This window comes from Streptomyces sp. NPDC001135, from assembly GCF_053598395.1.
The window spans coordinates 45,907-69,834 of sequence record NZ_JBSFKD010000016.1; the positions used below are offsets into that span (position 1 = coordinate 45,907).

The following is a 23,928-nucleotide window of genomic DNA, read 5'->3' on the forward strand; positions in this document are numbered from 1 at the left end:
CTGGAGACAGCCATGCCCTTGGCGCCCCAGCGGGCCGACGTGCCCGTGACCATCGACGAGTCGAAGTGCATCGACGGCTGCACCCTCTGCGTGGACATGTGCCCGCTGGACTCCCTGGCCATCGACGAGACCAACGGCAAGGCGTACATGCACGTCGACGAGTGCTGGTACTGCGGCCCGTGCGCGGCCCGCTGCCCCACCGGAGCCGTCACGGTCAACATGCCCTATCTGCTGCGGTGAGAGGTACAGCCACCATGAAACGAACGACAGTCGCCGCATCCGCCATCGCGTTCCTCCTTCCCCTGTCCGCCTGCGGCGGCAGCGCCGAAGCGGGCAGCGGCTCCACGGTCACCGTGACCGTCGGTTACCAGTCAAAGACCATCAACACCGTCACCGCGGGCACGCTGCTGCGCTCCCTCGGCTACTTCGAGAAGCAGCTCAACTCCCTGCACGACGGCCACACCTACAAGGTCGACTGGCAGGACTACGCCACCGGCGCCCCGATCACCGCCCAGATGGCCGCCGGCAAGATCGACATCGGCTCGATGGGCGACTTCCCGCTGCTGCTCAACGCGGCCCGCGGCAAACAGCTCGGCCGGCCCACCCACCTGGTCTCGGTGACCGGCTACAACCTGCGCGGCGGCCTCAACACCGTCGTCACCGCGCCGGGTTCGAAGCTCACCTCGCTGAAGGACCTGAAGGGCAAGAAGGTCTCCACGAGCGTCGGTTCCGCCGCGGACGGCACTCTCGTACGGGCCCTGCAACGCGCCGGCATCGACCCGGACCAGGGCATCTCCAAACTCAACCAGCAGCCTGCCGTGGGCGCCTCGGCACTGTCCTCCGGCAGCGTGGACGCCCTGTCGCAGTTCGTCGCCTGGCCGGGCCTGCTCGCCTACCAGGGCAGGGCCAAGGCCCTGTACGACGGCGCCCAGCTGAACCTGCCCACCTTCCACGGCGTCACCGCCCGCGAGGACTTCGCCCAGCAGCGTCCGGCCGTCCTGGAGGCCTTCCTCAAGGCCCAGGCGGAGGCGACGGACTACCTCAACGCCCACCCCGTCGCCGCCTCCGAGAAGGTCGCCGAGGCCACGGGCCTGCCCGCCGAGGTGGTCTACCTCTACAACGGTGCCCACGGCATCGCCACCTTCGACCCGGCCGTCAAGCCGCAGCTCGTCTCCGCGCTCACGCAGGACGTGTCCGTGCTGAAGGCCGCCAAACTGACCGGCGACATCGACGTGGACTCCTTCGTCGACGACCAGTACGTCAAGAAGGCCCTCAGCGCCTCCTACGCCAAGCGCCTGATCGCCGCGCCCGCGCCGGCTGCCAGCGAGGTGTGGCCCAAGGGCAGCGAGAAGACCCTCTCGTTCAAGTCCGCGAAAGAACTGCTGGCCTACGTGGCGGGGCACCAGGCCGGCATCCGCGCCGCCTATGTACCCGACGCCACCACCGGCACCCTCTGGTTCGCCGGCAAGGCGGTGTGGGTGGCCGACGGCGATCAGCTGCTGCCCTTCGTCACCCCGGCGACCGCGCAGGCCTACGTCACCGCCCACGGCGGCGCCCGTACGGTGTCGTACCGCGAGGCACTGGAGCGGGCCTCATGACCCGGCGGCCCCTGGTCCGGTATGCGCTGCGGACGGCCTCGCTGGCCGCGTTCCTCGGCCTGTGGCAGTTGCTGACCAGCCTGGACGTGAACCTGTGGCTGCGGTTCTCGCAGTTCCCGACGGCCACGGACGTGGCCCGCGCCTTCGGTGACCGGCTCTCCGGCGACGACTACTGGACCGACCTCACCGACAGCCTCACCCGGATCCTCACCGGCTTCGCGCTGGCGGCCGTCCTGGGCGTGGCGACGGGTGTGCTCGTGGCCCGCTCGCGCCTCGCCGAGGATCTGCTCGGTCCGGTCCTCGAGGTGATCCGCCCGATACCGGCGATCGCCCTCGTCCCCGTCGCGATCCTCCTCTTTCCCTCCAATGAGCAGGGCGTCGTCTTCATCACCTGCACCGCCGCCTTCTTCCCTGTGCTGGTCTCCACCCGGCACGCGGTTCGCGCGCTCACCCCCCTCTGGGAGGAAGCGGTCCGCACCATGGGCGGCGGCCGGCTGCGGATCCTCGGTTCGGTGGTACTGCCGGGCGCACTGCCCGGCATTTTCGGCGGACTCTCGGTCGGCATCGGCGTGTCGTGGATCTGCGTGATCTCCGCCGAGATGATCTCCGGCCAGTACGGCGTCGGCTACCGCACCTGGCAGGACTACACGGTGGTGGACTACCCGGGCGTCTTCGTCGGCATGGTCACGATCGGCGTCCTCGGCTGGGTCACTTCCACGGCCGTGGAACTCCTCGGCCGGCGTCTGACCCGCTGGCTGCCCCGCACCTCGTACGTCCCCGCCGGCCGCACCCGCGTGCCCCGGCCTGTCACCGGCCCCGTTCGCGCCGACGGCGATCCCGAGCACCAGGCCGAGCCCGAGCAGCAGGGCCAGAACGACACCGAGGAGGCCCGCGATGAGCACCTCGTCTGAAACCGTCACCGCTCCCGTGGCGCCGGCGTCGAAGGCCGTACGCGGCACCCGGCTCGCCTTCCGTTCCACCGTGCTCGGCCGCCCGGACGCGCCGGTGCTGTACGACGTCGACCTGGACGTCTCCCCCGGCGAGATCCTGACCGTCGTGGGCCCTTCCGGCTGCGGCAAGTCCACGCTGCTGCGCACCCTCGCCGGGCTGCTGCCTCCCCTGGGCGGCGCCGTCGAGGTGGACGGCGTCCCGCTGACGGGGCCGTCGGCCGACCGTGCGCTGGTCTTCCAGGAGGACGCGCTGCTGCCCTGGCGTACCTTGCGCGGGAACGTCGAACTGCCGCTCGCCATCAGTGGCGTACCGCGCTCCGCACGCCGGTCCCGGGCCGAGTCCTGGCTCGCCCGCGTCGGACTCAGCGCACAGGCCGGACAGTTGCCGCACCGGGTCTCCGGCGGGCAGCGCCAGCGCGCCCAGTTGGCCCGCGCCTTGGCCGACAGCCCGCGCGCCGTCCTCATGGACGAGCCCTTCGGCGCCCTGGACGCCCAGACCCGCTCCGGCATGCAGGACCTGCTGGTGGACGTGCTGCGCGGCACGGGCGCGACCGTCGTCTTCGTCACGCACGACGTGGACGAGGCCCTCTTCCTCGGTGACCGCGTGGCCCTGCTCGGATCCGGCCGGGTGGCCGCCGTACGCGACGTACCCGGGCCGCGCGACCGTGGGGCCGTCGACGACCCGGCGCGTGTGGCCCTGCGCCGCGACATCCTCACCTCGCTCGGCTCCTGAAAGGCACCCCGGTGACCACCCCAGCGTCCACATCCCCGGAGATTCCCGCCGTCACCGACGCCGAGGAACTGACCTGCGACGTCCTCGTGATCGGCGGCGGCACCGCCGGCACCATGGCCGCCCTGACCGCCGCCGAGCGCGGTGCGAACGTGCTGCTGCTGGAGAAGGCCCACGTGCGCCACTCCGGCGCGCTCGCCATGGGCATGGACGGCGTCAACAACGCGGTCATCCCCGGTCGCGCCGAGCCCGACGACTACGTCGCCGAGATCACCCGCGCCAACGACGGCATCGTCGACCAGTCCACCGTCCGCCAGACCGCCACCCGCGGGTTCGCGATGGTCCAGCGGCTGGAGTCGTACGGGGTCAAGTTCGAGAAGGACGAGCACGGAGAGTACGCGGTGCGCCAGGTGCATCGCTCCGGCTCGTACGTACTGCCGATGCCAGAGGGCAAGGACGTCAAAAAGGTCCTGTACCGGCAGTTGCGGCGGCGGGAGATGCGGGAGCGGATCCGGATCGAGAACCGGGTGATGCCGGTCCGGGTGCTGACCGTCGAGGGGCGGGCCGTGGGCGCCGTCGGGTTCAACACCCGCACCGGGGCCTTCGTCACCGTCCGCGCGGGCGCGGTCATCCTCGCCACCGGCGCCTGCGGCCGGCTCGGCCTGCCCGCCTCCGGCTACCTCTACGGCACCTACGAGAACCCCACCAACGCCGGCGACGGGTACGCCATGGCCTACCACGCGGGCGCCGAGCTGACCGGTATCGAGTGCTTCCAGATCAATCCGTTGATCAAGGACTACAACGGCCCGGCCTGCGCCTATGTCGCCAACCCCTTCGGCGGCTACCAGGTCAACCGGCACGGCGAGCGCTTCGTCGACTCCGACTACTGGTCGGGGCAGATGATGGCCGAGTTCGCCGCCGAGGTCGCCAGCGACCGCGGCCCGGTCTACCTCAAGCTCAGCCATCTCCCCGAGGAGTCGGTCTCCGCCCTGGAGTCGATCCTCCACTCCACCGAGCGCCCCACCCGCGGCACCTTCCACGCCGGCCGCGGGCACGACTACCGCACCCACGACGTCGAGATGCACATCTCCGAGATCGGTCTGTGCGGCGGCCACTCCGCCTCGGGCGTCCGCGTCGACGACCACGCCCGTACGACCGTCCCCCGCCTGTACGCCGCCGGTGACCTCGCCTGCGTCCCGCACAACTACATGATCGGCGCGTTCGTCTTCGGCGACCTCGCCGGCGCGGACGCCGCCCAGTACTCGGCGTACGACGGTGAGCTTCCTGCAGACCAGGTGCGCTTGGCGCACGAGTTGATCTACCGCCCGCTGCGCAACCCGGACGGCCCGCCGCAGACCCAGGTCGAGTACAAGCTGCGCCGTTTCGTGAACGATTACGTGGCACCGCCGAAGTCCGGCGCGCGCCTCTCCCTCGCCCTCGAGGCCTTCGAGCGGATGCGGGCCGACGTCGCCGCCATGGGCGCCCGCACCCCGCACGAGCTGATGCGCTGCGCGGAGGTCACCTTCATCCGTGACTGCGCCGAGATGGCCGCCCGCGCCTCTCTCGCCCGCACCGAGTCCCGCTGGGGCCTCTACCACGACCGTCTCGACCACCCCGGCCGTGACGACGTCTCCTGGTTCCACCATCTCGATCTGCACAAGTCCCCCTCTGGTGCGATGGAGTTCACGGCTCGTCCCGTGGCTCCGTATCTGGTCCCGGTCGAGGAGTTCGAGCCGGTCGGCGGTCCCTCCCGGCAGCTGGGCGAGGTCCGTCCCGAGCAGGTGGCCACGGCCGGGCCGCGCGAGGTGGCGCCGGTCGCCGCAGGGCCGACGTCCGCGCGTGCCACCGCCTCCGCCGGCCCGTCGGGCGTGCCGGTCACCGCCTCGCCCCGGCTCCTGCACCTGCTGGAGCTGGCCGAGGCGCAGCCCGAACTCGGACTTCTCCAGCCGTACTTGACCGATGAGGATCCCGCTGTCCGGCGTACGGCCGTCTCGGTCCTCACCGAGACCGTGCCCCCCGGCACCGGGCAGGCCCTGGCCGGTGCCCTCGCGGACCCCGACGCCGAGGTCCGCGCGACCGCCGCGGCCTCACTGCGCGAACTCGTCGAGACCCTGGAGCCCGAGCCGGTTCTGGGCACCGCCCTCACCGGCGCTCTCGCCGAGGCCGACCCCGTGGTCCGTGCCGCCGCCCTCGATGTGCTGCGTGCTCTGCGGCTCGGTGAGGCCGGGGTGTTCGCGGCGGCGCTGGCCGACCCCGACGTCGCCGTCCGCACCGAGGCCGTACGGGCGCTCGTCTCCGTCGACGCGGTCCGGCCGCTGGCGGATGCCGCGGACGATCCCTCCCGGGAGGTCCGGGTCACCGTGGCCAAGGCCCTGGCCGCCGTCAACCCGGCGTCCCTGGCCGTGGCCGACCGCGAGTTGCTGACCACCACCCTGGACCGGCTCACCGGGGACACCGATCCCCTGGTGCGCGGTGCCGCGCTCGCCGCGCTGGCCGGCACCGGCTGCCCGGCCCCGCTCGCCGCCCGAGCCGTGGCCGCGCTGTCGGACCCGGCCTGGCAGGTCCGCTCCGGCGCCGCCACCGCCCTGTCGGCCGCGTCCGCCGGGACCGCCGTCGCCGCCCTGGCCAAGGCGCTGGCCGACCCGAACGCCGACGTACGCAAGTCGGCCGTGCTGGCCCTGACCCGGCACCGGGCCACGGCAGAGGCACGCGCGGCCCTCGCGACGGCCACCGGCGACTCGGACGCGGACGTCAGGGCCTACGCGGCACGGGGGCTGTGACTCCCGCACCTCGCGGCACCCCGTGTCGGGCTATGTCCAGTCGTCCGGCGCCGGCTCCTCGTCCGGCTCCGGCCAGTCGGCGTCCTGTGCGTCGCCGGCGGCCGGGGCCGGCCCGTCCAGGGAGGCCAGCACAGCCAGCACCCCCTCCCCGTATGTCGCCAGCTTCTTCTCGCCGACACCGCTCACCGTGCCCAGCTCGCGCACCGAACCGGGCCGTCGGACGACGATCTCCCTCAGGGTCGCGTCGTGGAAGATGACGTACGCCGGCACGCCCTGTTCCCGGGCCTGTTCGGCGCGCCAGGCGCGCAGGGCCTCGAAGGCCGGCAGCAGGTCGTCGGGCAGTTCCGCCGCGGCGGCCTTGGCCTTGCGGTCGCCTCCGGATGCGCCCGCCGAGCGCGACCGGGAAGCGGCCTGTTTCTTCGGCTCCTTGCGCAGCGGCACCTCCCGCTCACGCCGCAGCACGGAGCCGCTCGCCTCGGTGAGCACCAGAGTGCCGTACTCTCCCTCGACCGCGAGCAGTCCCTGGGCCAGCAGTTGCCGGATGACGCCACGCCACTCGGCCTCGGTGAGGTCCTGGCCGATACCGAAGACGGACAGCTGGTCGTGGTCGAACTGGATGACCTTGCCGGTGCGCTTGCCGAGCAGGATGTCGACGATCTGCACGGCGCCGAACTTCTGCCCCCGCTCCCGCTGCAGCCGGACCACCGTCGACAGCGTCTTCTGCGCGGCGATCGTGCCGTCCCAGGTCTCCGGCGGGGTGAGGCAGGTGTCGCAGTTGCCGCAGGCCGCAGCGTCGGGGTCCTGGCCGAAGTAGGCGAGCAGCTGGCCGCGGCGGCAGCGGGCCGTCTCGCACAGCGCGAGCATGGCGTCGAGGTGGGCGCCGGCCCGGCGGCGGAACGCCTCGTCGCCCTCGCCGGACTGGATCAGTTTGCGCTGCTGTATGACGTCGTTCAGGCCGTACGCCATCCAGGCCGTGGACGGCAGCCCGTCGCGGCCCGCGCGGCCGGTCTCCTGGTAGTAGCCCTCGATCGACTTGGGCAGGTCCAGGTGGGCGACGAACCGTACGTCGGGCTTGTCGATGCCCATGCCGAAGGCGATGGTCGCCACCACGACGAGGCCGTCCTCACGCAGGAAGCGTGACTGGTGGGCGGCGCGCGTGCCCGCCTCCAGACCCGCGTGGTACGGCACGGCCTCGATGCCGTTGGCGGTCAGGAACTCCGCCGTCCGCTCCACCGAGTTGCGTGACAGGCAGTACACGATGCCGGCGTCGCCCGGGTGCTCCTGCTGGAGGAAGGCGAGCAGCTGCTTCCTGGGGTCGGCCTTGGGCACGATCCGGTACTGGATGTTGGGCCGGTCGAAGCTGGCGACGAAGTGGCGGGCCGTCGGCAGGTTCAGCCGCTGGGTGATCTCCTCGTGGGTGGCCCGGGTGGCCGTGGCGGTGAGGGCGATCCGCGGGACGTCCGGCCAGCGCTCGCCGAGGAGGGACAGGGTGAGGTAGTCGGGGCGGAAGTCGTGGCCCCACTGGGACACGCAGTGTGCCTCGTCGATCGCGAAGACGGAGATCTTGCCGCGCGCGAGGAGATCCCGCGTGGCGTCCAGACGCAGCCGCTCGGGTGCCAGATACAGCAGGTCCAGTTCGCCGGCCAGGAACTCGGCCTCGACCATGCGCCGCTCGTCGAAGTCCTGCGTGGAGTTGATGAAGCCGGCCCGCACGCCGAGACCGCGCAGGGCGTCCACCTGGTCCTGCATGAGCGCGATCAGTGGGGAGATCACGATGCCCGTACCGGGTCTGACCAGGGCCGGGATCTGGTAGCACAGCGACTTGCCGCCGCCGGTGGGCATGAGGACGACGGCGTCGCCGCCCGCCACCACATGCTCGATGATCGCTTTCTGCTCGCCCCGGAAGGCCTCGTATCCGAAGACCCGGTGCAGCGTGGCCAGCGCCTCGCTGTCGGCCGCGCCCGGCCCCTCGGTCACCTGTGACATCTCGCTGATCCCGCCCGTCACGCCCATCGTCCTGTCCCCCGTCGGTCCCCCGTGTGTCGTCTCTCGACCGCTGCTTCCACGATAGGGGTCCGGACCGACAGCCTCGCAGTTATCCACAGGCACCGGCCAGTGGCCCCGGAAACACGCCGCTGCCCGGCCCCTGCGGAACGAGGGGGCCGGGCAGCGGCATGGCCGAGCGGAGCGTCAGCGCACGAACACTCCCGCCTGGCTCGCCAGGTCCAGGAAGTACTGCGGGGCCACGCCGAGCACCAGCGTGACCGCGACGCCCATGGCGATCGCCGCCATGGTCAGCGGGGACGGCACGGCCACGGTCGGGCCCTCCGGCTTCGGCTCGCTGAAGAACATCAGCACGATCACGCGGATGTAGAAGAACGCGGCGATCGCCGAGGAGATCACACCGATCACGACCAGCGGTGCCGCGCCACCGTCCGCCGCCGCCTTGAACACGGCGAACTTCCCCGCGAAGCCGGAGGTCAGCGGGATGCCCGCGAAGGCCAGCAGGAACACCGCGAACACGGCGGCCACCAGCGGTGACCTGCGGCCGAGCCCGGCCCACTTGGACAGGTGGGTCGCCTCGCCGCCCGCGTCGCGCACCAGCGTGACCACCGCGAAGGCGCCGATCGTCACGAAGGAGTAGCCCGCCAGGTAGAAGAGGACCGACGAGACGCCGTCCTTGGAGGTGGCGATGACACCCGCGAGGATGAATCCGGCGTGCGCGATGGACGAGTACGCCAGGAGCCGCTTGATGTCGGTCTGTGTGATCGCGACGATCGCACCGCCGAGCATGGTGATGATCGCCACCGCCCACATGACCGGCCGCCAGTCCCAGCGCATCCCGGGCAGAACGACGTACAGCAGGCGCAGCAGCGCGCCGAACGCGGCCACCTTCGTCGCCGCCGCCATGAAGCCGGTCACCGGCGTCGGCGCGCCCTGGTAGACGTCCGGCGTCCACATGTGGAAGGGCACCGCGCCCACCTTGAACAGCAGGCCCATCACGATCAGGGCGCTGCCGAGCAGCAGCAGTGCGTCGTTGCCCATGGTGTTGGCGAGTGCCGGGTCGACATTGGTGACCGTGCCGTCGACGACCTGTGCGATGCGCGCGTACGACACCGAGCCGGCGTAGCCGTAGAGCAGGGCGATGCCGAACAGTGTGAACGCGGAGGCGAACGCGCCGAGCAGGAAGTACTTGACCGCGGCTTCCTGTGACATCAGCCGCTTGCGGCGGGCCAGCGCGCACAGCAGGTACAGCGGCAGCGAGAAGACCTCCAGGGCCACGAACAGCGTCAGCAGGTCGTTGGCCGAGGGGAACACCAGCATGCCGGCGATGGCGAAGAGCAGCAGCGGGAAGACCTCGGTGGTGGTGAAGCCGGCCTTCACCGCGGTCTTCTCGCTGTCGCTGCCCGGTACGGAGGCGGCCTGCGCGACGAAGGAGTCGACGTGGTTGCCGTGCGCGGCCGGGTCCAGGCGCCGCTCGGCGAAGGTGAACAGGCCGACCAGGCCGGCCAGCAGGATCGTCCCCTGCAGGAACAGGGACGGTCCGTCGACCGCGATGGCGCCCATCGCCGCGATGTGCGCCTTGGTGGTGCCGTAACCGTCGGCGGCCAGCCCGACCACCGCGGCGAACGCGGCGCACAGGGCGACGACGGACACGAACACCTGCGCGTAGTAGCGGGCCTTGCGCGGGAGGAAGGCCTCGATGAGCACCCCGACCAGCGCCGCGCCGACGACGATCAGTGTCGGCGACAATTGTCCGTATTCGATCTTCGGTGCCGGGATCTTCGAGATCGGATCGGCCGCGGTTGTCCACAGGCTGTGGACGGCTGCTGTGCTCACTTGGCCGCCTCCACCGAGGGCTTGGGGTCGGTCTTGTGTACGTCGGACATGGTCTGCTTGACCGCGGGGTTGACGATGTCCGTGACGGGCTTCGGGTAGACGCCCAGGAAGATCAGCAGCACGATCAGCGGGGCGACCACCAGGAGTTCACGTGCGCGCAGGTCGGGCATCGCCGACACCTCGGGCTTCACCGGGCCCGTCATCGTCCGCTGGTACAGGACGAGGGTGTAGAGCGCGGCGAGGACGATGCCGAAGGTGGCGATGATGCCGATCGCCGGGTAGCGGGCGAAGGTGCCGACCAGGACCAGGAACTCGCTCACGAACGGGGCGAGTCCGGGCAGGGACAGCGTGGCGAGGCCGCCGATCAGGAAAGTGCCGGCGAGCACCGGGGCGACCTTCTGCACACCTCCGTAGTCGGCGATGAGCCGCGATCCGCGCCGGGAGATCAGGAAGCCCGCGACCAGCATCAGCGCGGCCGTGGAGATGCCGTGGTTGACCATGTAGAGCGTCGCGCCGGACTGGCCCTGGCTGGTCATCGCGAAGATGCCCATGATGATGAAGCCGAAGTGCGAGATCGACGCGTAGGCCACCAGGCGCTTGATGTCCCGCTGGCCGACGGCGAGCAGCGCGCCGTAGACGATGCTGATCAGGGCCAGTACGAGGATCACGGGCGTCGCCCACTTGCTGGCCTGAGGGAACAGCTGGAGGCAGAAGCGGAGCATCGCGAAGGTGCCGACCTTGTCGACGACCGCGGTGATGAGGACGGCGACCGGGGCGGTGGCCTCCTGCATGGCGTTGGGCAGCCAGGTGTGCAGCGGCCACAGGGGCGCCTTGACCGCGAAGGCGAAGAAGAAGCCCAGGAACAGCCAGCGTTCGGTGCTCGTCGCCATGTGCAGTGAACCGTCGGCGCGGGCCTGCGCGATCTCCTGGAGGCTGAAGTTCCCGGCCACTACGTAGACGCCGATCACCGCGGCCAGCATGATCAGACCGCCGACCAGGTTGTAGAGCAGGAACTTCACCGCCGCGTACGACCGCTGTGTCGAGGCCGCCGCCTCGCCCTGCGCGTGGGCGCGGTCTCCGAAGCCGCCGATGAGGAAGTACATCGGGATGAGCATGGCTTCGAAGAAGATGTAGAAGACGAAGACGTCGGTGGCCTCGAACGAGATGAGCACCATCGCCTCGACGGCCAGGATCAGCGCGAAGAAACCCTGGGTGGGCCGCCAGCGTCGGCTGCCGGTCTCCAGTGGGTCGGCGTCGTGCCAGCCGGCGAGGATGATGAACGGGATCAGCAGGGCGGTCAGCGCGACCAGCGCCACCGCGATGCCGTCGACACCCAGCTCGTACCGCACCCCGAAGTCCTTGATCCAGGCGTGCGATTCGGTGAGCTGGTAGCGGGCGCCGTCCGGATCGAAGCGGACCAGGACGGTGATCGCCAGGGCGAGCGTGGCGAGCGAGACGAGCAGTGCCAGCCACTTGGCGGCGGTGCGCCCCGCGGCCGGTACGGCGGCCGTGGCGACGGCCCCGATGGCCGGGAGCGCCGCCGTCGCTGTCAGCAGAGGAAAGGACATCGGTATCAGACCGCCCTCATCAGCAGGGTCGCGGCGACCAGGAGTGCCGCACCGCCGAACATCGAGACCGCGTAGGAGCGGGCGAAGCCGTTCTGGATCCGGCGGAGCCGTCCGGACAGGCCGCCGAAGCCGGCTGCCGTGCCGTTGACGACGCCGTCGACCAGGGTGTGATCGACGTACACCAGGGAGCGCGTGAGGTGTTCTCCGCCGCGTACCAGGACGACGTGGTTGAAGTCGTCCTGGAGCAGGTCGCGACGGGCCGCGCGGGTGAGCAGGGAGCCGCGCGGGGCGACGGCGGGGACGGGCTTGCGGCCGTACTGGGCCCAGGCGATGGCGACGCCGATGACCAGGCAGACCATGGTCGCCCCGGTGACCGTCCAGGCGCCGACCGGGGAGTGGCCCTCGCTGTATCCGGTGACCGGCTCCAGCCAGTGCAGGAAACGGTCGCCGATGCTGAAGAAGCCACCGCCCAGGACCGAGCCGACGGCCAGCACGATCATCGGGATCGTCATGACCTTCGGGGACTCGTGCGGGTGCGGCTCGGCGTGCTCGCCGCGGTGCTCGGCGGCGGGCTCGGCGCTCGGTGCCTCCGGGGAGCGAGTGGGTTGGTTCTTCCAACGCTCCTCTCCGAAGAAGGTCATCAGCATCACGCGCGTCATGTAGAAGGCGGTGATGGCCGCGCCCAGCAGGGCCGCACCGCCGAGGATCCAGCCCTCGGTGCCGCCCTTGGCGAAGGCCGCCTCGATGATCTTGTCCTTGGAGAAGAACCCGGACAGGCCCGGGAACCCGATGATGGCGAGGTAGCCGAGGCCGAAGGTGACGAAGGTGACCGGCATGTACGTGCGCAGGCCGCCGTATTTGCGCATGTCGACCTCGTCGTTCATGCCGTGCATGACGGAGCCGGCGCCGAGGAACAGCCCGGCCTTGAAGAAGCCGTGGGTCACCAGGTGCATGATCGCGAAGACGTAGCCGATGGGGCCGAGGCCCGCGGCGAGGACCATGTAGCCGATCTGCGACATGGTCGAGCCGGCCAGTGCCTTCTTGATGTCGTCCTTCGCGCAACCGACGATCGCACCGAACAGGAGCGTGACCGCGCCGACCACGGTGACCACGAGTTGGGCGTCGGGCGCCGCGTTGAAGACGGCGCCGGAGCGGACGATGAGATACACACCCGCCGTGACCATCGTCGCCGCGTGGATGAGGGCCGAGACCGGGGTCGGGCCCTCCATGGCGTCACCGAGCCAGGACTGCAGCGGCACCTGGGCGGACTTGCCGCAGGCGGCGAGCAGGAGCATCAGGCCGATCGCGGTGAGCTTGCCCTCGGAGGCGTCGGTCGCGTGGCTCAGGACCGGCCCGAAGGCGAAGGTCCCGAACGTCGTGAACATCAGCATGATCGCGATCGACAGGCCCATGTCGCCGACGCGGTTGACCAGGAATGCCTTCTTCGCGGCCGTCGCGGCGCTGGGCTTGTGCTGCCAGAAGCCGATCAGCAGGTACGAGGCGAGGCCGACGCCCTCCCAGCCGACGTACAGCAGCAGGTAGTTGTCGGCGAGGACGAGCAGCAGCATCGCCGCGAGGAACAGGTTCAGGTAGCCGAAGAAGCGGCGGCGCCGCTCGTCGTGCTCCATGTACCCGACCGAGTACAGGTGGATCAGCGAGCCGACGCCGGTGATCAGCAGCACGAACGTCATCGACAGCTGGTCCAGGCGGAAGGTGACGTCCGCCTGGAAGCCGGCCACCGGGACCCAGGTGAACAGGTGCTGCATCAGCGTCCGGTGTTCGGCCCCCTTGCCCAGCAGGTCGGCGAAGAGGACGACACCGAAGGCGAAGGAGACGAACGAGAGCAGTGTGCCGATCCAGTGGCCGACGGCGTCGAGCCGCCGGCCGCCGACCAGGAGGACGGCCGCTCCGAGCAGGGGCGCCGCGATGAGCAGCGCGATCAGGTTCTCCACGATTCTTCCGACCCCTTACAGCTTCATCAGGCTGGCGTCGTCGACCGAGGCCGAGTGGCGGGTGCGGAACAGCGACACGATGATCGCGAGGCCCACCACGACCTCCGCGGCGGCGACGACCATCGTGAAGAAGGCGATGATCTGGCCGTCGAGGTTGCCGTGCATCCGGGAGAAGGTGACGAACGCGAGGTTGCAGGCGTTCAGCATCAGCTCGATGCACATGAAGACCACGATGGCGTTGCGACGGATCAGTACGCCGGTCGCGCCGATCGTGAACAACAGGGCGGCGAGGTAGAGGTAGTTGACCGGGTTCACTTCGACGCCTCCTCGGGCCGCTTGAACGTCGCCGGTTCGATCACCGTGCGCTCCAGGCGTTCCTCCGCGCGCTGTTCCAGTGCGCGCAGATCGTTGAGCGCCTCCGCGGACACGTCACGGATCTGGCCGCGTTCGCGCAGCGTCTTGTTGACGGTCAGCTCGGACGGGGTGCCGTCGGGGAGCAGGCCCGCGATGTCGACCGCGTTGTGCCGGGCGTAGACACCCGGGGCGGGCAGCGGGGGTACGTGTGTGCCCTCGCGGACGCGCTGCTGGGACAGCTCGCGCTGGGTCTTGGCGCGCTCGGTGCGCTCGCGGTGGGTGAGCACCATGGCGCCGACGGCGGCCGTGATCAGCAGGGCGCCGGTGATTTCGAAGGCGAAGACGTACTTGGTGAAGATGAGGGAGGCGAGGCCCTCCACATTGCCGTTGGCGTTCGCCTGGCCGGTGCCGTCGAACTCCTTCAGGGAGGCGTTGCCGATGCCGGCGAACAGCAGGACGCCGAAGCCGACCCCGCACAGAAGGGCCAGCCAGCGCTGGCCCTTGATGGTCTCCTTCAGCGAGTCCGCCGCCGTCACGCCGACGAGCATCACCACGAACAGGAACAGCATCATGATCGCGCCGGTGTAGACGACGATCTGCACGATTCCCAGGAAATAGGCGCCGTTGGCGAGGTAGAACACCGCCAGGACGATCATGGTCCCGGCGAGAGACAGCGCGCTGTGCACGGACTTCTTCATGAAGACGGTGCACAGGGCGCCGATCACCGCGACGGTGCCGAGGACCCAGAACTGGAAGGCCTCACCGGTGGAGGTGGTGTAGGCGGCGAGATGCGTCATCATCGGCCGATCACCTTCTCCGAGGCCGGCTCGTCCTCACCGAAGGTCGACGCGGCCTCCTGGGGGACCTCGCCCTTGGAGAGGGCGACCTGGCGGACCGTGCCGGGCGCCGCCTGCGTGACCAGGCCCCGGTAGTAGTCCTGTTCGTCCGTCCCCGGGAAGATCGCGTGCGGTGTGTCGACCATGCCCTCTTCGAGGCCGGCGAGGAGCTGTTCCTTGGTGTAGATGAGGTTGGCGCGGCTGGAGTCGGCCAGTTCGAACTCGTTGGTCATCGTCAACGCGCGCGTGGGGCACGCCTCGATGCACAGCCCGCACAGGATGCAGCGGGCGTAGTTGATCTGGTAGACGCGGCCGTACCGCTCGCCCGGCGAGTAGCGCTCCTCGTCGGTGTTGTCGGCGCCCTCCACGTAGATGGCGTCGGCGGGGCAGGCCCACGCGCACAGCTCGCAGCCGACGCACTTCTCCAGGCCGTCCGGATGGCGGTTGAGCTGGTGCCGTCCGTGGAACCGCGGAGCCGTGGTCTTCTTCTGCTCCGGGTACTGCTCGGTCAGCCGCTTCTTGAACATGGCCTTGAAGGTCACGCCGAAGCCGGCGACGGGGTTCTGGAAACCGGGCTTGGTCTCCTTGGGCTCCTCAGCCATCGGACGCCTCCTTTCCATCCGAAGATCCGTCACTGACAGTGTCCGCCCCGCCACTGACAATCAGCTCCCGCTCGCGGCGCGGGCGGCGCCTCGGCACCGGCGGCATCTCCTGACCGGGCAGCGGCGGCACGGGGAATCCGCCCGCCATCGGGTCGAAGCCGGCCTGCTCGGCGGCGGACTGTCCGGCCGCCTTGGCCTTCTCGCGGAACATGTCGGCGACGAAGGAGATCAGCAGCAGGGCGAGGACTCCGCCGCCCACGTAGAGGGCGATGTCGGCGAAGTCGTAGTGCTCGTTGCGCAGGGCCCGCACGGTCGCCACCAGCATCAGCCAGGTCACGGAGACCGGGATGAGGACCTTCCAGCCGAGCTTCATCAGCTGGTCGTAGCGGACCCGCGGGAGCGTGCCGCGCAGCCAGATGAAGAAGAACAGCAGCAGCTGGACCTTGATGACGAACCACAGCAACGGCCACCAGCCGTGGTTCGCGCCCTCCCAGAAGGAGCTGATCGGCCAGGGGGCGCGCCAGCCGCCGAGGAACAGGGTGGTCGACACGGCAGAGACCGTCACCATGTTCACGTACTCGGCGAGCATGAACATCGCGAACTTGATGGACGAGTACTCGGTGTTGAAGCCGCCCACCAGGTCGCCCTCGGACTCCGGCATGTCGAAGGGGGCGCGGTTGGTCTCGCCGACCATCGTGACGATGTAGAGGATGAAGGAGACCGGCAGCAGCAGGATGTACCAGCGGTCGTGCTGCTGTTCCACGATCGTGGACGTCGACATCGACCCCGAGTAGAGGAACACCGAGGCGAACGCGGCTCCCATGGCGATCTCGTAGGAGATCATCTGCGCGCAGGAGCGCAGGCCGCCGAGGAGTGGATAGGTGGATCCAGAACTCCAACCCGCGAGAACGATGCCGTAGATGCCGACGGAGGCGACCGCGAGGACGTAGAGCATCGCGATCGGCAGGTCGGTCAGCTGCATCGTGGTGCGGTGGCCGAAGATCGAGATCTCGTTGCCGGCCGGGCCGAAGGGGATCACCGCGATCGCCATGAAGGCCGGGATGGCCGCGACGATCGGCGCGAGGACGTACACCACCTTGTCGGCGCGTTTGACGATGATGTCTTCCTTGAGCATCAGCTTCACGCCGTCGGCCAGCGACTGGAGCATCCCCCAGGGGCCGTGCCGGTTGGGGCCGATGCGCAGCTGCATCCAGGCGACGACCTTGCGCTCCCAGACGATGGAGAACAGCACGGTCACCATCAGGAAGGCGAAGCAGAACACGGCCTTGATGACGACCAGCCACCAGGGGTCACGGCCGAACATCGAGAGGTCTTCAGCTGCGAGGTACGGGCTCATGCCTCCACCTCCTTGGGGGCCTGTTCGGCGACTGCCGCCGGGCCGATACGGACGAGGGAGCCGGGCTGTGCCCCGGTGCCGGAGGCGACGCCCGCGCCGACGGAGTTCAGCGGGAGCCAGACCACCCGGTCGGGCATCTCGGTGATCCGCAGCGGGAGTCCGACGGTGCCGGCCGGGCCGGTGACGTTGAGGACGTCGCCGTCCTTGACGTCCGCCTCGGCGGCCGTCGCGGCGGACACGCGCGCGTGTGCGGCATGCCGGGTCCCGGCGAGCGCCTCGTCGCCCTCCTGTAGGACACCCTGGTCGAGCAGCAGCCGGTGCCCGGCGAGTACGGCCTCGCCGGCGGCCGGGCGGGGCAGCGGGCCCGCGGACTCGTGGGGCTCGGCGGCGCGCGGGCCGTCCCAGGAGCCGATCCGGTCGATCTCCGCGCGGGTGGTGCGCAGATCCGGCAGGCCCAGGTGGACGTCCATGGCGTCGGCCAGCATCTGCAGCACGCGCGCGTCGGCCGGTGCCGGGCGGCGGGTCATCTGTTCCGGCTTGAGGGCCGCCTCGAACAAACGCACCCTGCCCTCCCAGTTGAGGAAGGTGCCCGCCTTCTCGGCGACCGCGGCGACCGGCAGGACGACGTCGGCGTGCTCGGTGACCTCGCTGGGCCGCAGTTCCAGCGACACCAGGAAGCCGACACTGTCGAGTGCTTCACGCGCGCGTGCCGGGTCGGGCAGGTCGGCGACCTCCACCCCGGCGACCACGAGTGCCGAGAGTTCGCCCGTGGCGGCGGCCTCGACGATGTGGTGGGTGTCGCGGCCGTAGCGCAGCGGGAGTTCGGCGAGGCCCCAGACGGACGCGACCTCCTCCCGCGCGCGCGGGTCGGTCGCCGGGCGGCCGCCCGGCAGCAGCGACGGCAGCGCGCCCACCTCGATGGCGCCCCGCTCACCGGCCCGGCGCGGGATCCACACCAGCTGGGCGCCGGTCGCGTCGGCGGCCCGTACGGCGGCGGTGAGGCCGCCGGCGACCGAGGCGAGCCGCTCGCCGACGACGATGACAGCGCCCTCGGTGCGCAGGACCTCGGCGGCCCGTGTGCCGGGCTCTTCCAGGCCGACGCCGCTCGCCAGGGCGTCCAGCCACTCGGTCTCGGTGCCCGGAGCGGCCGCCAGCAGGGTGCCGCCCGCCTTCTCAAGGCCCCGGGTCGCGTGCGTGGCCAGCGCGAACACCTGCTGCCCGTGCCTGCGCCAGGCCTTGCGCAGCCGCAGGAAGACGCCGGGCGCCTCCTCCTCCGACTCGAAGCCGACCAGCAGTACGGCCGGAGCCTTCTCCAGGGCGGTGTACGTGACGCCCGTACCGTCGAGGTCACGGCCGCGGCCGGCCACCCGGGACGCCAGGAAGTCGGCCTCCTCGCCGCTGTGCACGCGCGCGCGGAAGTCGATGTCGTTCGTGTCGAGCGCCACGCGCGCGAACTTGCTGTAGGCGTAGGCGTCCTCGACGGTCAGCCGGCCGCCGATGAGGACGCCGGCCCGGGAGCGGGCGGCGGCCAGGCCCCGCGCGGCCGTCTCCAGGGCTTCCGGCCAGGAGGCGGGCTCCAGGACGCCGTCGGCGTTGCGCACCAGGGGCGTGTCGAGGCGGTCCTTGAGCTGCGCGTACCGGAACGCGAAGCGTCCCTTGTCGCAGATCCACTCCTCGTTGACCTCGGGGTCGTCGGCGGCGAGCCGCCGCATGACCTTGCCGCGCCGGTGGTCGGTGCGGGTGGCGCAGCCGCCGGAGCAGTGCTCGCAGACCGACGGGGAGGAGACGAGGTCGAAGGGGCGGGAGCGGAAACGATAGGCCGCCGAGGTGAGGGCGCCGACCGGACAGATCTGGATGGTGTTGCCGGAGAAGTACGACTCGAACGGGTCACCTTCACCGGTGCCGACCTGCTGGAGCGCGCCCCGCTCGATCAGCTCGATCATCGGGTCGCCCGCGATCTGGTTGGAGAACCGGGTGCAGCGGGCGCACAGCACGCACCGCTCACGGTCGAGCAGGACCTGGGTGGAGATCGGCACGGGCTTTTCGTAGGTCCGCTTCTTGCCGTCGAAGCGGGACTCGGGGTTGCCGTGCGACATCGCCTGGTTCTGCAGCGGGCACTCGCCGCCCTTGTCGCAGACCGGACAGTCCAGCGGGTGGTTGATGAGCAGCAGCTCCATCACGCCGTGCTGCGCCTTCTCGGCGACCGGCGAGGTGAGCTGGGTCTTCACCACCATGCCGTCGGTGCAGGTGATGGTGCAGGAGGCCATCGGCTTGCGCTGGCCCTCGACCTCGACGATGCACTGACGGCAGGCACCGGCCGGGTCCAGGAGGGGGTGGTCGCAGAACCGCGGGATCTCGATGCCGAGCTGCTCGGCGGCCCGGATGACCAGGGTGCCCTTGGGCACGCTGATCCCGATGCCGTCGATCGTCAGCGTGACGAGGTCTTCCGGCGGGACCGCCGCCTCTCCGCCACCCGCGGGAGCGTTGGTGGTCACGGTCATGCGTTCACCTCCGGGCGGTCCGCCCAGGCCGTCGACTTGGCCGGGTCGAAGGGGCAGCCCCGGCCCGTGATGTGCTGCTCGTACTCCTCGCGGAAGTACTTCAGCGAGGAGAAGATCGGGGACGCGGCGCCGTCGCCGAGGGCGCAGAAGGACTTGCCGTTGATGTTGTCGGCGATGTCGTTCAGCTTGTCGAGGTCGGACATGACGCCCTTGCCGGCCTCGATGTCCCGCAGCAACTGGACCAGCCAGTAGGTCCCTTCCCGGCAGGGCGTGCACTTGCCGCAGGACTCGTGGGCGTAGAACTCGGTCCAGCGGGTCACCGCCCGCACCACGCAGGTCGTCTCGTCGAAGCACTGCAGGGCCTTGGTGCCCAGCATCGAGCCGGCGGCGCCGACGCCCTCGTAGTCAAGGGGGACGTCGAGGTGCTCGTCGGTGAACATCGGCGTCGAGGAGCCGCCCGGTGTCCAGAACTTCAGCCGGTGACCGGACCGCATGCCGCCGCTCATGTCGAGGAGCTGGCGGAGCGTGATGCCGAGCGGGGCCTCGTACTGGCCGGGGCTGGCGACGTGGCCGCTGAGCGAGTACAGCGTGAAGCCCGGGGACTTCTCGCTGCCCATCGACCTGAACCAATCTTTTCCGTTGTGCAGGATCGCGGGAACCGACGCGATCGACTCGACGTTGTTCACAACAGTCGGACAGGCATAGAGGCCTTCCACCGCAGGGAAGGGGGGACGGAGCCGCGGTTGACCACGGCGGCCTTCGAGCGAGTCGAGCAGTGCGGTCTCCTCACCGCAGATGTACGCGCCGGCGCCGGCGTGCACGGTGATCTGGAGGTCGAGTCCGCTGCCCAGGATGTTCTCGCCGAGGTAGCCCGCCGCGTAGGCCTCGCGCACGGCCTCGTGCAACCGCCGCAGAACGGGGACGACTTCACCACGCAGATAGATGAAGGCATGCGACGACCTGATGGCATAGCACGCGATCACCATGCCCTCGATGAGGCTATGCGGGTTCGCGAAGAGGAGCGGGATGTCCTTGCAGGTCCCGGGCTCCGACTCGTCGGCGTTGACAACTAGATAGTGCGGTTTCCCATCACCCTGCGGAATGAACTGCCACTTCATCCCGGTCGGGAATCCCGCGCCGCCGCGGCCACGCAGCCCGGAGTCCTTGACGTACGCGATCAGGTCGTCCGGCGACATGGCGAGCGCCTTGCGGAGCCCCTCGTACCCTTCGTGCCTCCGGTAGACGTCCAGAGTCCAGGACCGGTCCTCGTCCCAGAAGGCCGACAGCACGGGTGCGAGCAGCTTCTCGGGGCTCGAGTCCTTGAGTTCGGGTGCCACGGTCATCACTCCCCCTCCTCTGCGGTAGGCCCTGCGGGGTGAGCCGGGTCGGAGGCCGATGTCTCCTGCGGCGCGTCATGGGAACTGAGGTGCTCGGCCGGCGACGGCTCCTGCACCCTGTCCCGCTGTTCCTCATGCGGACCTCCGCGCGGATGGACCACGCGCGCGGGTGCGGTCTCTCCCCTTGCCAGGCGAAGGCCCACCAGCGACGCCGGTCCCGCACTGCCGCCCTCCTCGACGGCCCCGGGCCGCTCGTCGGGGAAGCCGGCCAGGATCCGCGCGGTCTCCTTGAAGGTGCACAGCCGTGCCCCGCGCGTGGGCTGCACGGGCCGTCCCGCGCGCAGATCGTCGACCAGGCGCTTGGCGCTGCCCGGCGTCTGGTTGTCGAAGAACTCCCAGTTGACCATCACGACCGGGGCGAAGTCGCAGGCCGCGTTGCACTCGATGTGCTCCAGGGTGACCTTGCCGTCGTCGGTGGTCTCGCCGTTGCCGACGCCCAGGTGCTCCTGGAGGGTCTCGAAGATCGCGTCGCCGCCCATCACCGCGCACAGGGTGTTGGTGCACACGCCGACCTGGTAGTCACCGGACGGCCCCCGCCGGTACATGGTGTAGAAGGTGGCGACGGCGGTGACCTCGGCCGTGGTCAGGCCGAGCATGTCCGCGCAGAACTGCATTCCGGTGCGCGTGACGTGGCCCTCCTCCGACTGCACGAGGTGGAGCAGCGGCAGCAGGGCCGACCGGGAGTCCGGGTAGCGCGCGATCACCTCGCGCGCGTCCGCCTCCAGCCGGGCCCGGACGTCGTCCGGGTACGCGGGCGCGGGCAGTTCGGGCATGCCCAGGCTGACGCCCCGCTCCGAAGAAGAGGTGGTCACCGGTCGACGCCTCCCATCACGGGGTCGATGGACGCGACGGCGACGATGACGTCGGCGACCTGGCCGCCTTCGCACATCGCCGCCATGGCCTGCAGGTTGGTGAAGGACGGGTCTCGGAAGTGGACCCGGTAGGGGCGGGTGCCGCCGTCGGAGACGACGTGCACGCCGAGCTCGCCCTTGGGGGACTCGACGGCCGCGTACGCCTGTCCCGGCGGGACGCGGAAGCCCTCGGTGACGAGCTTGAAGTGGTGGATCAGGGCCTCCATGGAGGTGCCCATGATCTTCTTGATGTGGTCGAGGGAGTTGCCGAGTCCGTCCGGTCCCAGGGCGAGCTGGGCGGGCCAGGCGATCTTCTTGTCGGCGACCATGACCGGGCCGGGCGCGAGCCGGTCCAGGCACTGTTCGACGATCCTGAGCGACTGGCGCATCTCCTCGATGCGGACCAGGAAGCGGCCGTAGGCGTCGCCGGTGTCGGCGGTCGGGATCTCGAAGTCGTACGTCTCGTAGTCGCAGTACGGCTGTGCCTTGCGCAGGTCGTGCGGCAGGCCGGTGGAGCGCAGGATCGGGCCGGTGGCGCCGAGGGCCATGCAGCCGGCCAGGTCGAGGTAGCCGATGTCCTGCATGCGGGCCTTGAAGATGGGGTTCCCGGTGGCGAGCTTGTCGTACTCGGGGAGGTTCTTCTTCATCTTCTTCACGAACTCGCGGATCTGGTCCACCGCGCCGGGTGGCAGGTCCTGGGCGAGTCCGCCGGGGCGGATGTACGCGTGGTTCATCCGCAGGCCCGTGATGAGCTCGTAGAGGTCGAGAATCATTTCACGATCACGGAAGCCGTAGATCATGATCGTGGTGGCGCCGAGCTCCATGCCGCCGGTGGCGATGCACACCAGGTGGGAGGACATCCGGTTCAGCTCCATCAGAAGCACCCGGATGATCTTGGCGCGCTCGGTGATGTCGTCCTCGACGCCGAGGAGCTTTTCGACGGCGAGGCAGTAGGCAGTCTCGTTGAAGAAGGACGTCAGGTAGTCCATGCGCGTGACGAAGGTGGTGCCCTGCGTCCACGTGCGGTACTCGAGGTTCTTCTCGATGCCGGTGTGCAGATAGCCGATGCCGCAGCGGGCCTCGGTGACCGTCTCGCCCTCGATCTCCAGGATCAGGCGGAGCACTCCGTGGGTGGAGGGGTGCTGGGGGCCCATGTTGACGACGATGCGTTCGTCGTCGGCGCGTGTCGCGGACTGGACGACCTCGTCCCAGTCGCCACCGGTGACCGTATATACGGTTCCCTCGGTGGTTTCTCGGGCGGCTGCTGACTGGGTGCTGCTCACGAGTACGACCTCCGCTGGTCCGGAGCCGGGATCTGGGCGCCCTTGTACTCGACGGGGATGCCGCCGAGGGGGTAGTCCTTGCGCTGCGGGTGGCCCTGCCAGTCGTCCGGCATCATGATGCGGGTCAGGGCCGGGTGACCGTCGAAGACGATTCCGAAGAAGTCGTAGGTCTCGCGCTCGTGCCAGTCGTTCGTCGGATAGACCGGGACGAGGGACGGGACGCGCGGGTCGGTGTCCGGGGCGCTCACCTCGAGGCGGATCAGCCGGTTGTGGGTGATCGAGCGCAGGTGGTAGACGGCGTGCAGCTCGCGGCCCTTGTCGTGGGGGTAGTGGACGCCGCTGACGCCGGTGCACAGTTCGAAGCGCAGGGCCGGGTCGTCGCGCAGGGTGCGGGCGACGCGGACCAGGTGCTCGCGTTCGATGTGGAAGGTCAGCTCGTCGCGGTCGACGACCGTCCTCTCGATGGCGTTGTCCGGGAGGAGCCCCTGTTCCTCCAGGGCGCCCTCCAGCTCGTCGGCGACCTCGTCGAACCAGCCGCCGTAGGGCCGGGTCGCCGGTCCCGGGAGCCGGACCGAGCGGACCAGGCCGCCGTACCCGGAGGTGTCGCCGCCGCCCGCGGCACCGAACATGCCGCGCTGGACACGGATCTCCTCGCCGCCCTGTCCGCGCCGGCCGGGGAGGTTGGAGGCGGAGAGGTCCTTCTCGGGGTTCACCCCGTTCGCGGAGCCGTTCACGCCGCCCGTGCCGTTGCCGTTCGCGTCGCTCACCGCAGCAGCCCCTTCATCTCGATCGTGGGCAGGGCCTTGAGCGCCGCCTCCTCCGCCTCGCGGGCGGCTTCCTCGGCGTTGACGCCGAGCTTGGAGGACTGGATCTTCTGGTGGAGCTTGAGGATCGCGTCCATCAGCATCTCGGGGCGCGGCGGGCAGCCGGGCAGGTAGATGTCGACCGGCACGATGTGGTCGACGCCCTGGACGATCGCGTAGTTGTTGAACATGCCGCCCGAGGAGGCGCAGACGCCCATGGAGATCACCCACTTGGGGTTGGGCATCTGGTCGTAGACCTGCCGGAGCACCGGCGCCATCTTCTGGCTGACCCGGCCGGCGACGATCATCAGGTCCGCCTGGCGCGGCGAACCGCGGAAGACCTCCATGCCGAAGCGCGCCAGGTCGTACCGGCCGGCGCCGGTGGTCATCATCTCGATGGCGCAGCAGGCGAGGCCGAAGGTGGCGGGGAAGACGGACGCCTTGCGCACCCAGCCCGCGGCCTGCTCGACGGTGGTCAGCAGGAAGCCGCTCGGCAGCTTTTCTTCGAGTCCCATGTCGTTAAAGG

At 70.1% G+C, this 23,928-nt stretch carries 19 protein-coding genes; 5 read left to right on the top strand and 14 right to left on the bottom strand.

Annotated features, from left to right (window positions below):
• The first annotated feature begins 12 nt into the window (after positions 1 to 12).
• Genes ACWC94_RS20525 through ACWC94_RS20545 form a run of 5 tightly spaced genes read left to right on the top strand, consistent with a single transcriptional unit; the run spans position 13 to position 6,058 of the window.
• Entirely contained in the window at positions 13 to 240 is a 228-nt protein-coding gene (locus tag ACWC94_RS20525; protein ID WP_031166915.1) for a 4Fe-4S dicluster domain-containing protein, read from the top strand.
• Between the two features lie 14 nt (positions 241 to 254).
• Entirely contained in the window at positions 255 to 1,598 is a 1,344-nt protein-coding gene (locus tag ACWC94_RS20530) for an ABC transporter substrate-binding protein (protein ID WP_450798208.1), read from the top strand.
• The gene (locus ACWC94_RS20535) at positions 1,595 to 2,509 is read left to right on the top strand and encodes an ABC transporter permease (RefSeq protein ID WP_450798209.1); all 915 of its coding nucleotides are present in this window, start codon (positions 1,595 to 1,597) and stop codon (positions 2,507 to 2,509) included. The genes ACWC94_RS20530 and ACWC94_RS20535 overlap by 4 nt, the downstream gene beginning before the upstream one ends.
• Complete coding sequence (locus tag ACWC94_RS20540) at positions 2,493 to 3,281, top strand: ABC transporter ATP-binding protein (protein ID WP_450798210.1); 789 nt, start codon at positions 2,493 to 2,495, stop codon at positions 3,279 to 3,281. Before ACWC94_RS20535 ends, ACWC94_RS20540 begins: the two co-directional genes overlap by 17 nt.
• Before the next feature lie 11 nt (positions 3,282 to 3,292).
• Positions 3,293 to 6,058 (top strand): fumarate reductase/succinate dehydrogenase flavoprotein subunit, encoded by a 2,766-nt coding sequence (locus ACWC94_RS20545; RefSeq protein WP_450798211.1) that lies wholly within the window; start codon positions 3,293 to 3,295, stop codon positions 6,056 to 6,058.
• Between the two features lie 30 nt (positions 6,059 to 6,088).
• Here ACWC94_RS20545 and recQ read toward each other — a convergent pair whose 3' ends face one another.
• From recQ to ACWC94_RS20615, 14 genes are all read right to left on the bottom strand, one after another.
• Complete coding sequence (gene recQ, locus ACWC94_RS20550; protein ID WP_450798212.1) at positions 6,089 to 8,071, bottom strand: DNA helicase RecQ; 1,983 nt, start codon at positions 8,069 to 8,071, stop codon at positions 6,089 to 6,091.
• 177 nt (positions 8,072 to 8,248) lie between these two features.
• Positions 8,249 to 9,898 (bottom strand): NADH-quinone oxidoreductase subunit NuoN, encoded by a 1,650-nt coding sequence (nuoN, locus tag ACWC94_RS20555; protein ID WP_450798213.1) that lies wholly within the window; start codon positions 9,896 to 9,898, stop codon positions 8,249 to 8,251.
• Positions 9,895 to 11,466, bottom strand: coding sequence for an NADH-quinone oxidoreductase subunit M (locus ACWC94_RS20560; protein ID WP_450798214.1), 1,572 nt, complete (start codon positions 11,464 to 11,466; stop codon positions 9,895 to 9,897). Before ACWC94_RS20560 ends, nuoN begins: the two co-directional genes overlap by 4 nt.
• A gap of 5 nt (positions 11,467 to 11,471) precedes the next feature.
• Positions 11,472 to 13,418, bottom strand: a complete 1,947-nt coding sequence (gene nuoL, locus ACWC94_RS20565; protein ID WP_450798215.1) for an NADH-quinone oxidoreductase subunit L — start codon at positions 13,416 to 13,418, stop codon at positions 11,472 to 11,474.
• 15 nt (positions 13,419 to 13,433) lie between these two features.
• On the bottom strand, positions 13,434 to 13,733 hold the full coding sequence (nuoK, locus tag ACWC94_RS20570) for an NADH-quinone oxidoreductase subunit NuoK (protein ID WP_023547474.1): 300 nt from the start codon (positions 13,731 to 13,733) through the stop codon (positions 13,434 to 13,436).
• Positions 13,730 to 14,572 (bottom strand): NADH-quinone oxidoreductase subunit J, encoded by an 843-nt coding sequence (locus ACWC94_RS20575; protein WP_450798216.1) that lies wholly within the window; start codon positions 14,570 to 14,572, stop codon positions 13,730 to 13,732. Before ACWC94_RS20575 ends, nuoK begins: the two co-directional genes overlap by 4 nt.
• Positions 14,569 to 15,210, bottom strand: coding sequence for an NADH-quinone oxidoreductase subunit NuoI (gene nuoI, locus ACWC94_RS20580; RefSeq protein WP_450798217.1), 642 nt, complete (start codon positions 15,208 to 15,210; stop codon positions 14,569 to 14,571). The genes ACWC94_RS20575 and nuoI overlap by 4 nt, the downstream gene beginning before the upstream one ends.
• Positions 15,203 to 16,567: an NADH-quinone oxidoreductase subunit NuoH gene (gene nuoH, locus ACWC94_RS20585; RefSeq protein ID WP_450798218.1), complete on the bottom strand. Its 1,365-nt coding sequence runs from the start codon at positions 16,565 to 16,567 to the stop codon at positions 15,203 to 15,205. Before nuoH ends, nuoI begins: the two co-directional genes overlap by 8 nt.
• Complete coding sequence (locus tag ACWC94_RS20590; RefSeq protein WP_450798219.1) at positions 16,564 to 19,068, bottom strand: NADH-quinone oxidoreductase subunit G; 2,505 nt, start codon at positions 19,066 to 19,068, stop codon at positions 16,564 to 16,566. Before ACWC94_RS20590 ends, nuoH begins: the two co-directional genes overlap by 4 nt.
• Positions 19,065 to 20,414: an NADH-quinone oxidoreductase subunit NuoF gene (gene nuoF, locus ACWC94_RS20595; protein WP_450798220.1), complete on the bottom strand. Its 1,350-nt coding sequence runs from the start codon at positions 20,412 to 20,414 to the stop codon at positions 19,065 to 19,067. The genes ACWC94_RS20590 and nuoF overlap by 4 nt, the downstream gene beginning before the upstream one ends.
• Complete coding sequence (gene nuoE / locus ACWC94_RS20600) at positions 20,411 to 21,277, bottom strand: NADH-quinone oxidoreductase subunit NuoE (RefSeq protein WP_450798221.1); 867 nt, start codon at positions 21,275 to 21,277, stop codon at positions 20,411 to 20,413. Before nuoE ends, nuoF begins: the two co-directional genes overlap by 4 nt.
• Positions 21,274 to 22,599, bottom strand: coding sequence for an NADH-quinone oxidoreductase subunit D (locus ACWC94_RS20605; RefSeq protein ID WP_450798223.1), 1,326 nt, complete (start codon positions 22,597 to 22,599; stop codon positions 21,274 to 21,276). The genes nuoE and ACWC94_RS20605 overlap by 4 nt, the downstream gene beginning before the upstream one ends.
• Positions 22,596 to 23,366 carry an NADH-quinone oxidoreductase subunit C gene (locus ACWC94_RS20610; protein WP_450798225.1) on the bottom strand — a complete coding sequence of 257 codons (771 nt, stop codon included), beginning with the start codon at positions 23,364 to 23,366 and terminating at the stop codon, positions 22,596 to 22,598. The genes ACWC94_RS20605 and ACWC94_RS20610 overlap by 4 nt, the downstream gene beginning before the upstream one ends.
• Positions 23,363 to 23,917, bottom strand: coding sequence for a NuoB/complex I 20 kDa subunit family protein (locus ACWC94_RS20615; RefSeq protein WP_007383964.1), 555 nt, complete (start codon positions 23,915 to 23,917; stop codon positions 23,363 to 23,365). Before ACWC94_RS20615 ends, ACWC94_RS20610 begins: the two co-directional genes overlap by 4 nt.
• Between the last annotated feature and the right edge of the window lie 11 nt (positions 23,918 to 23,928).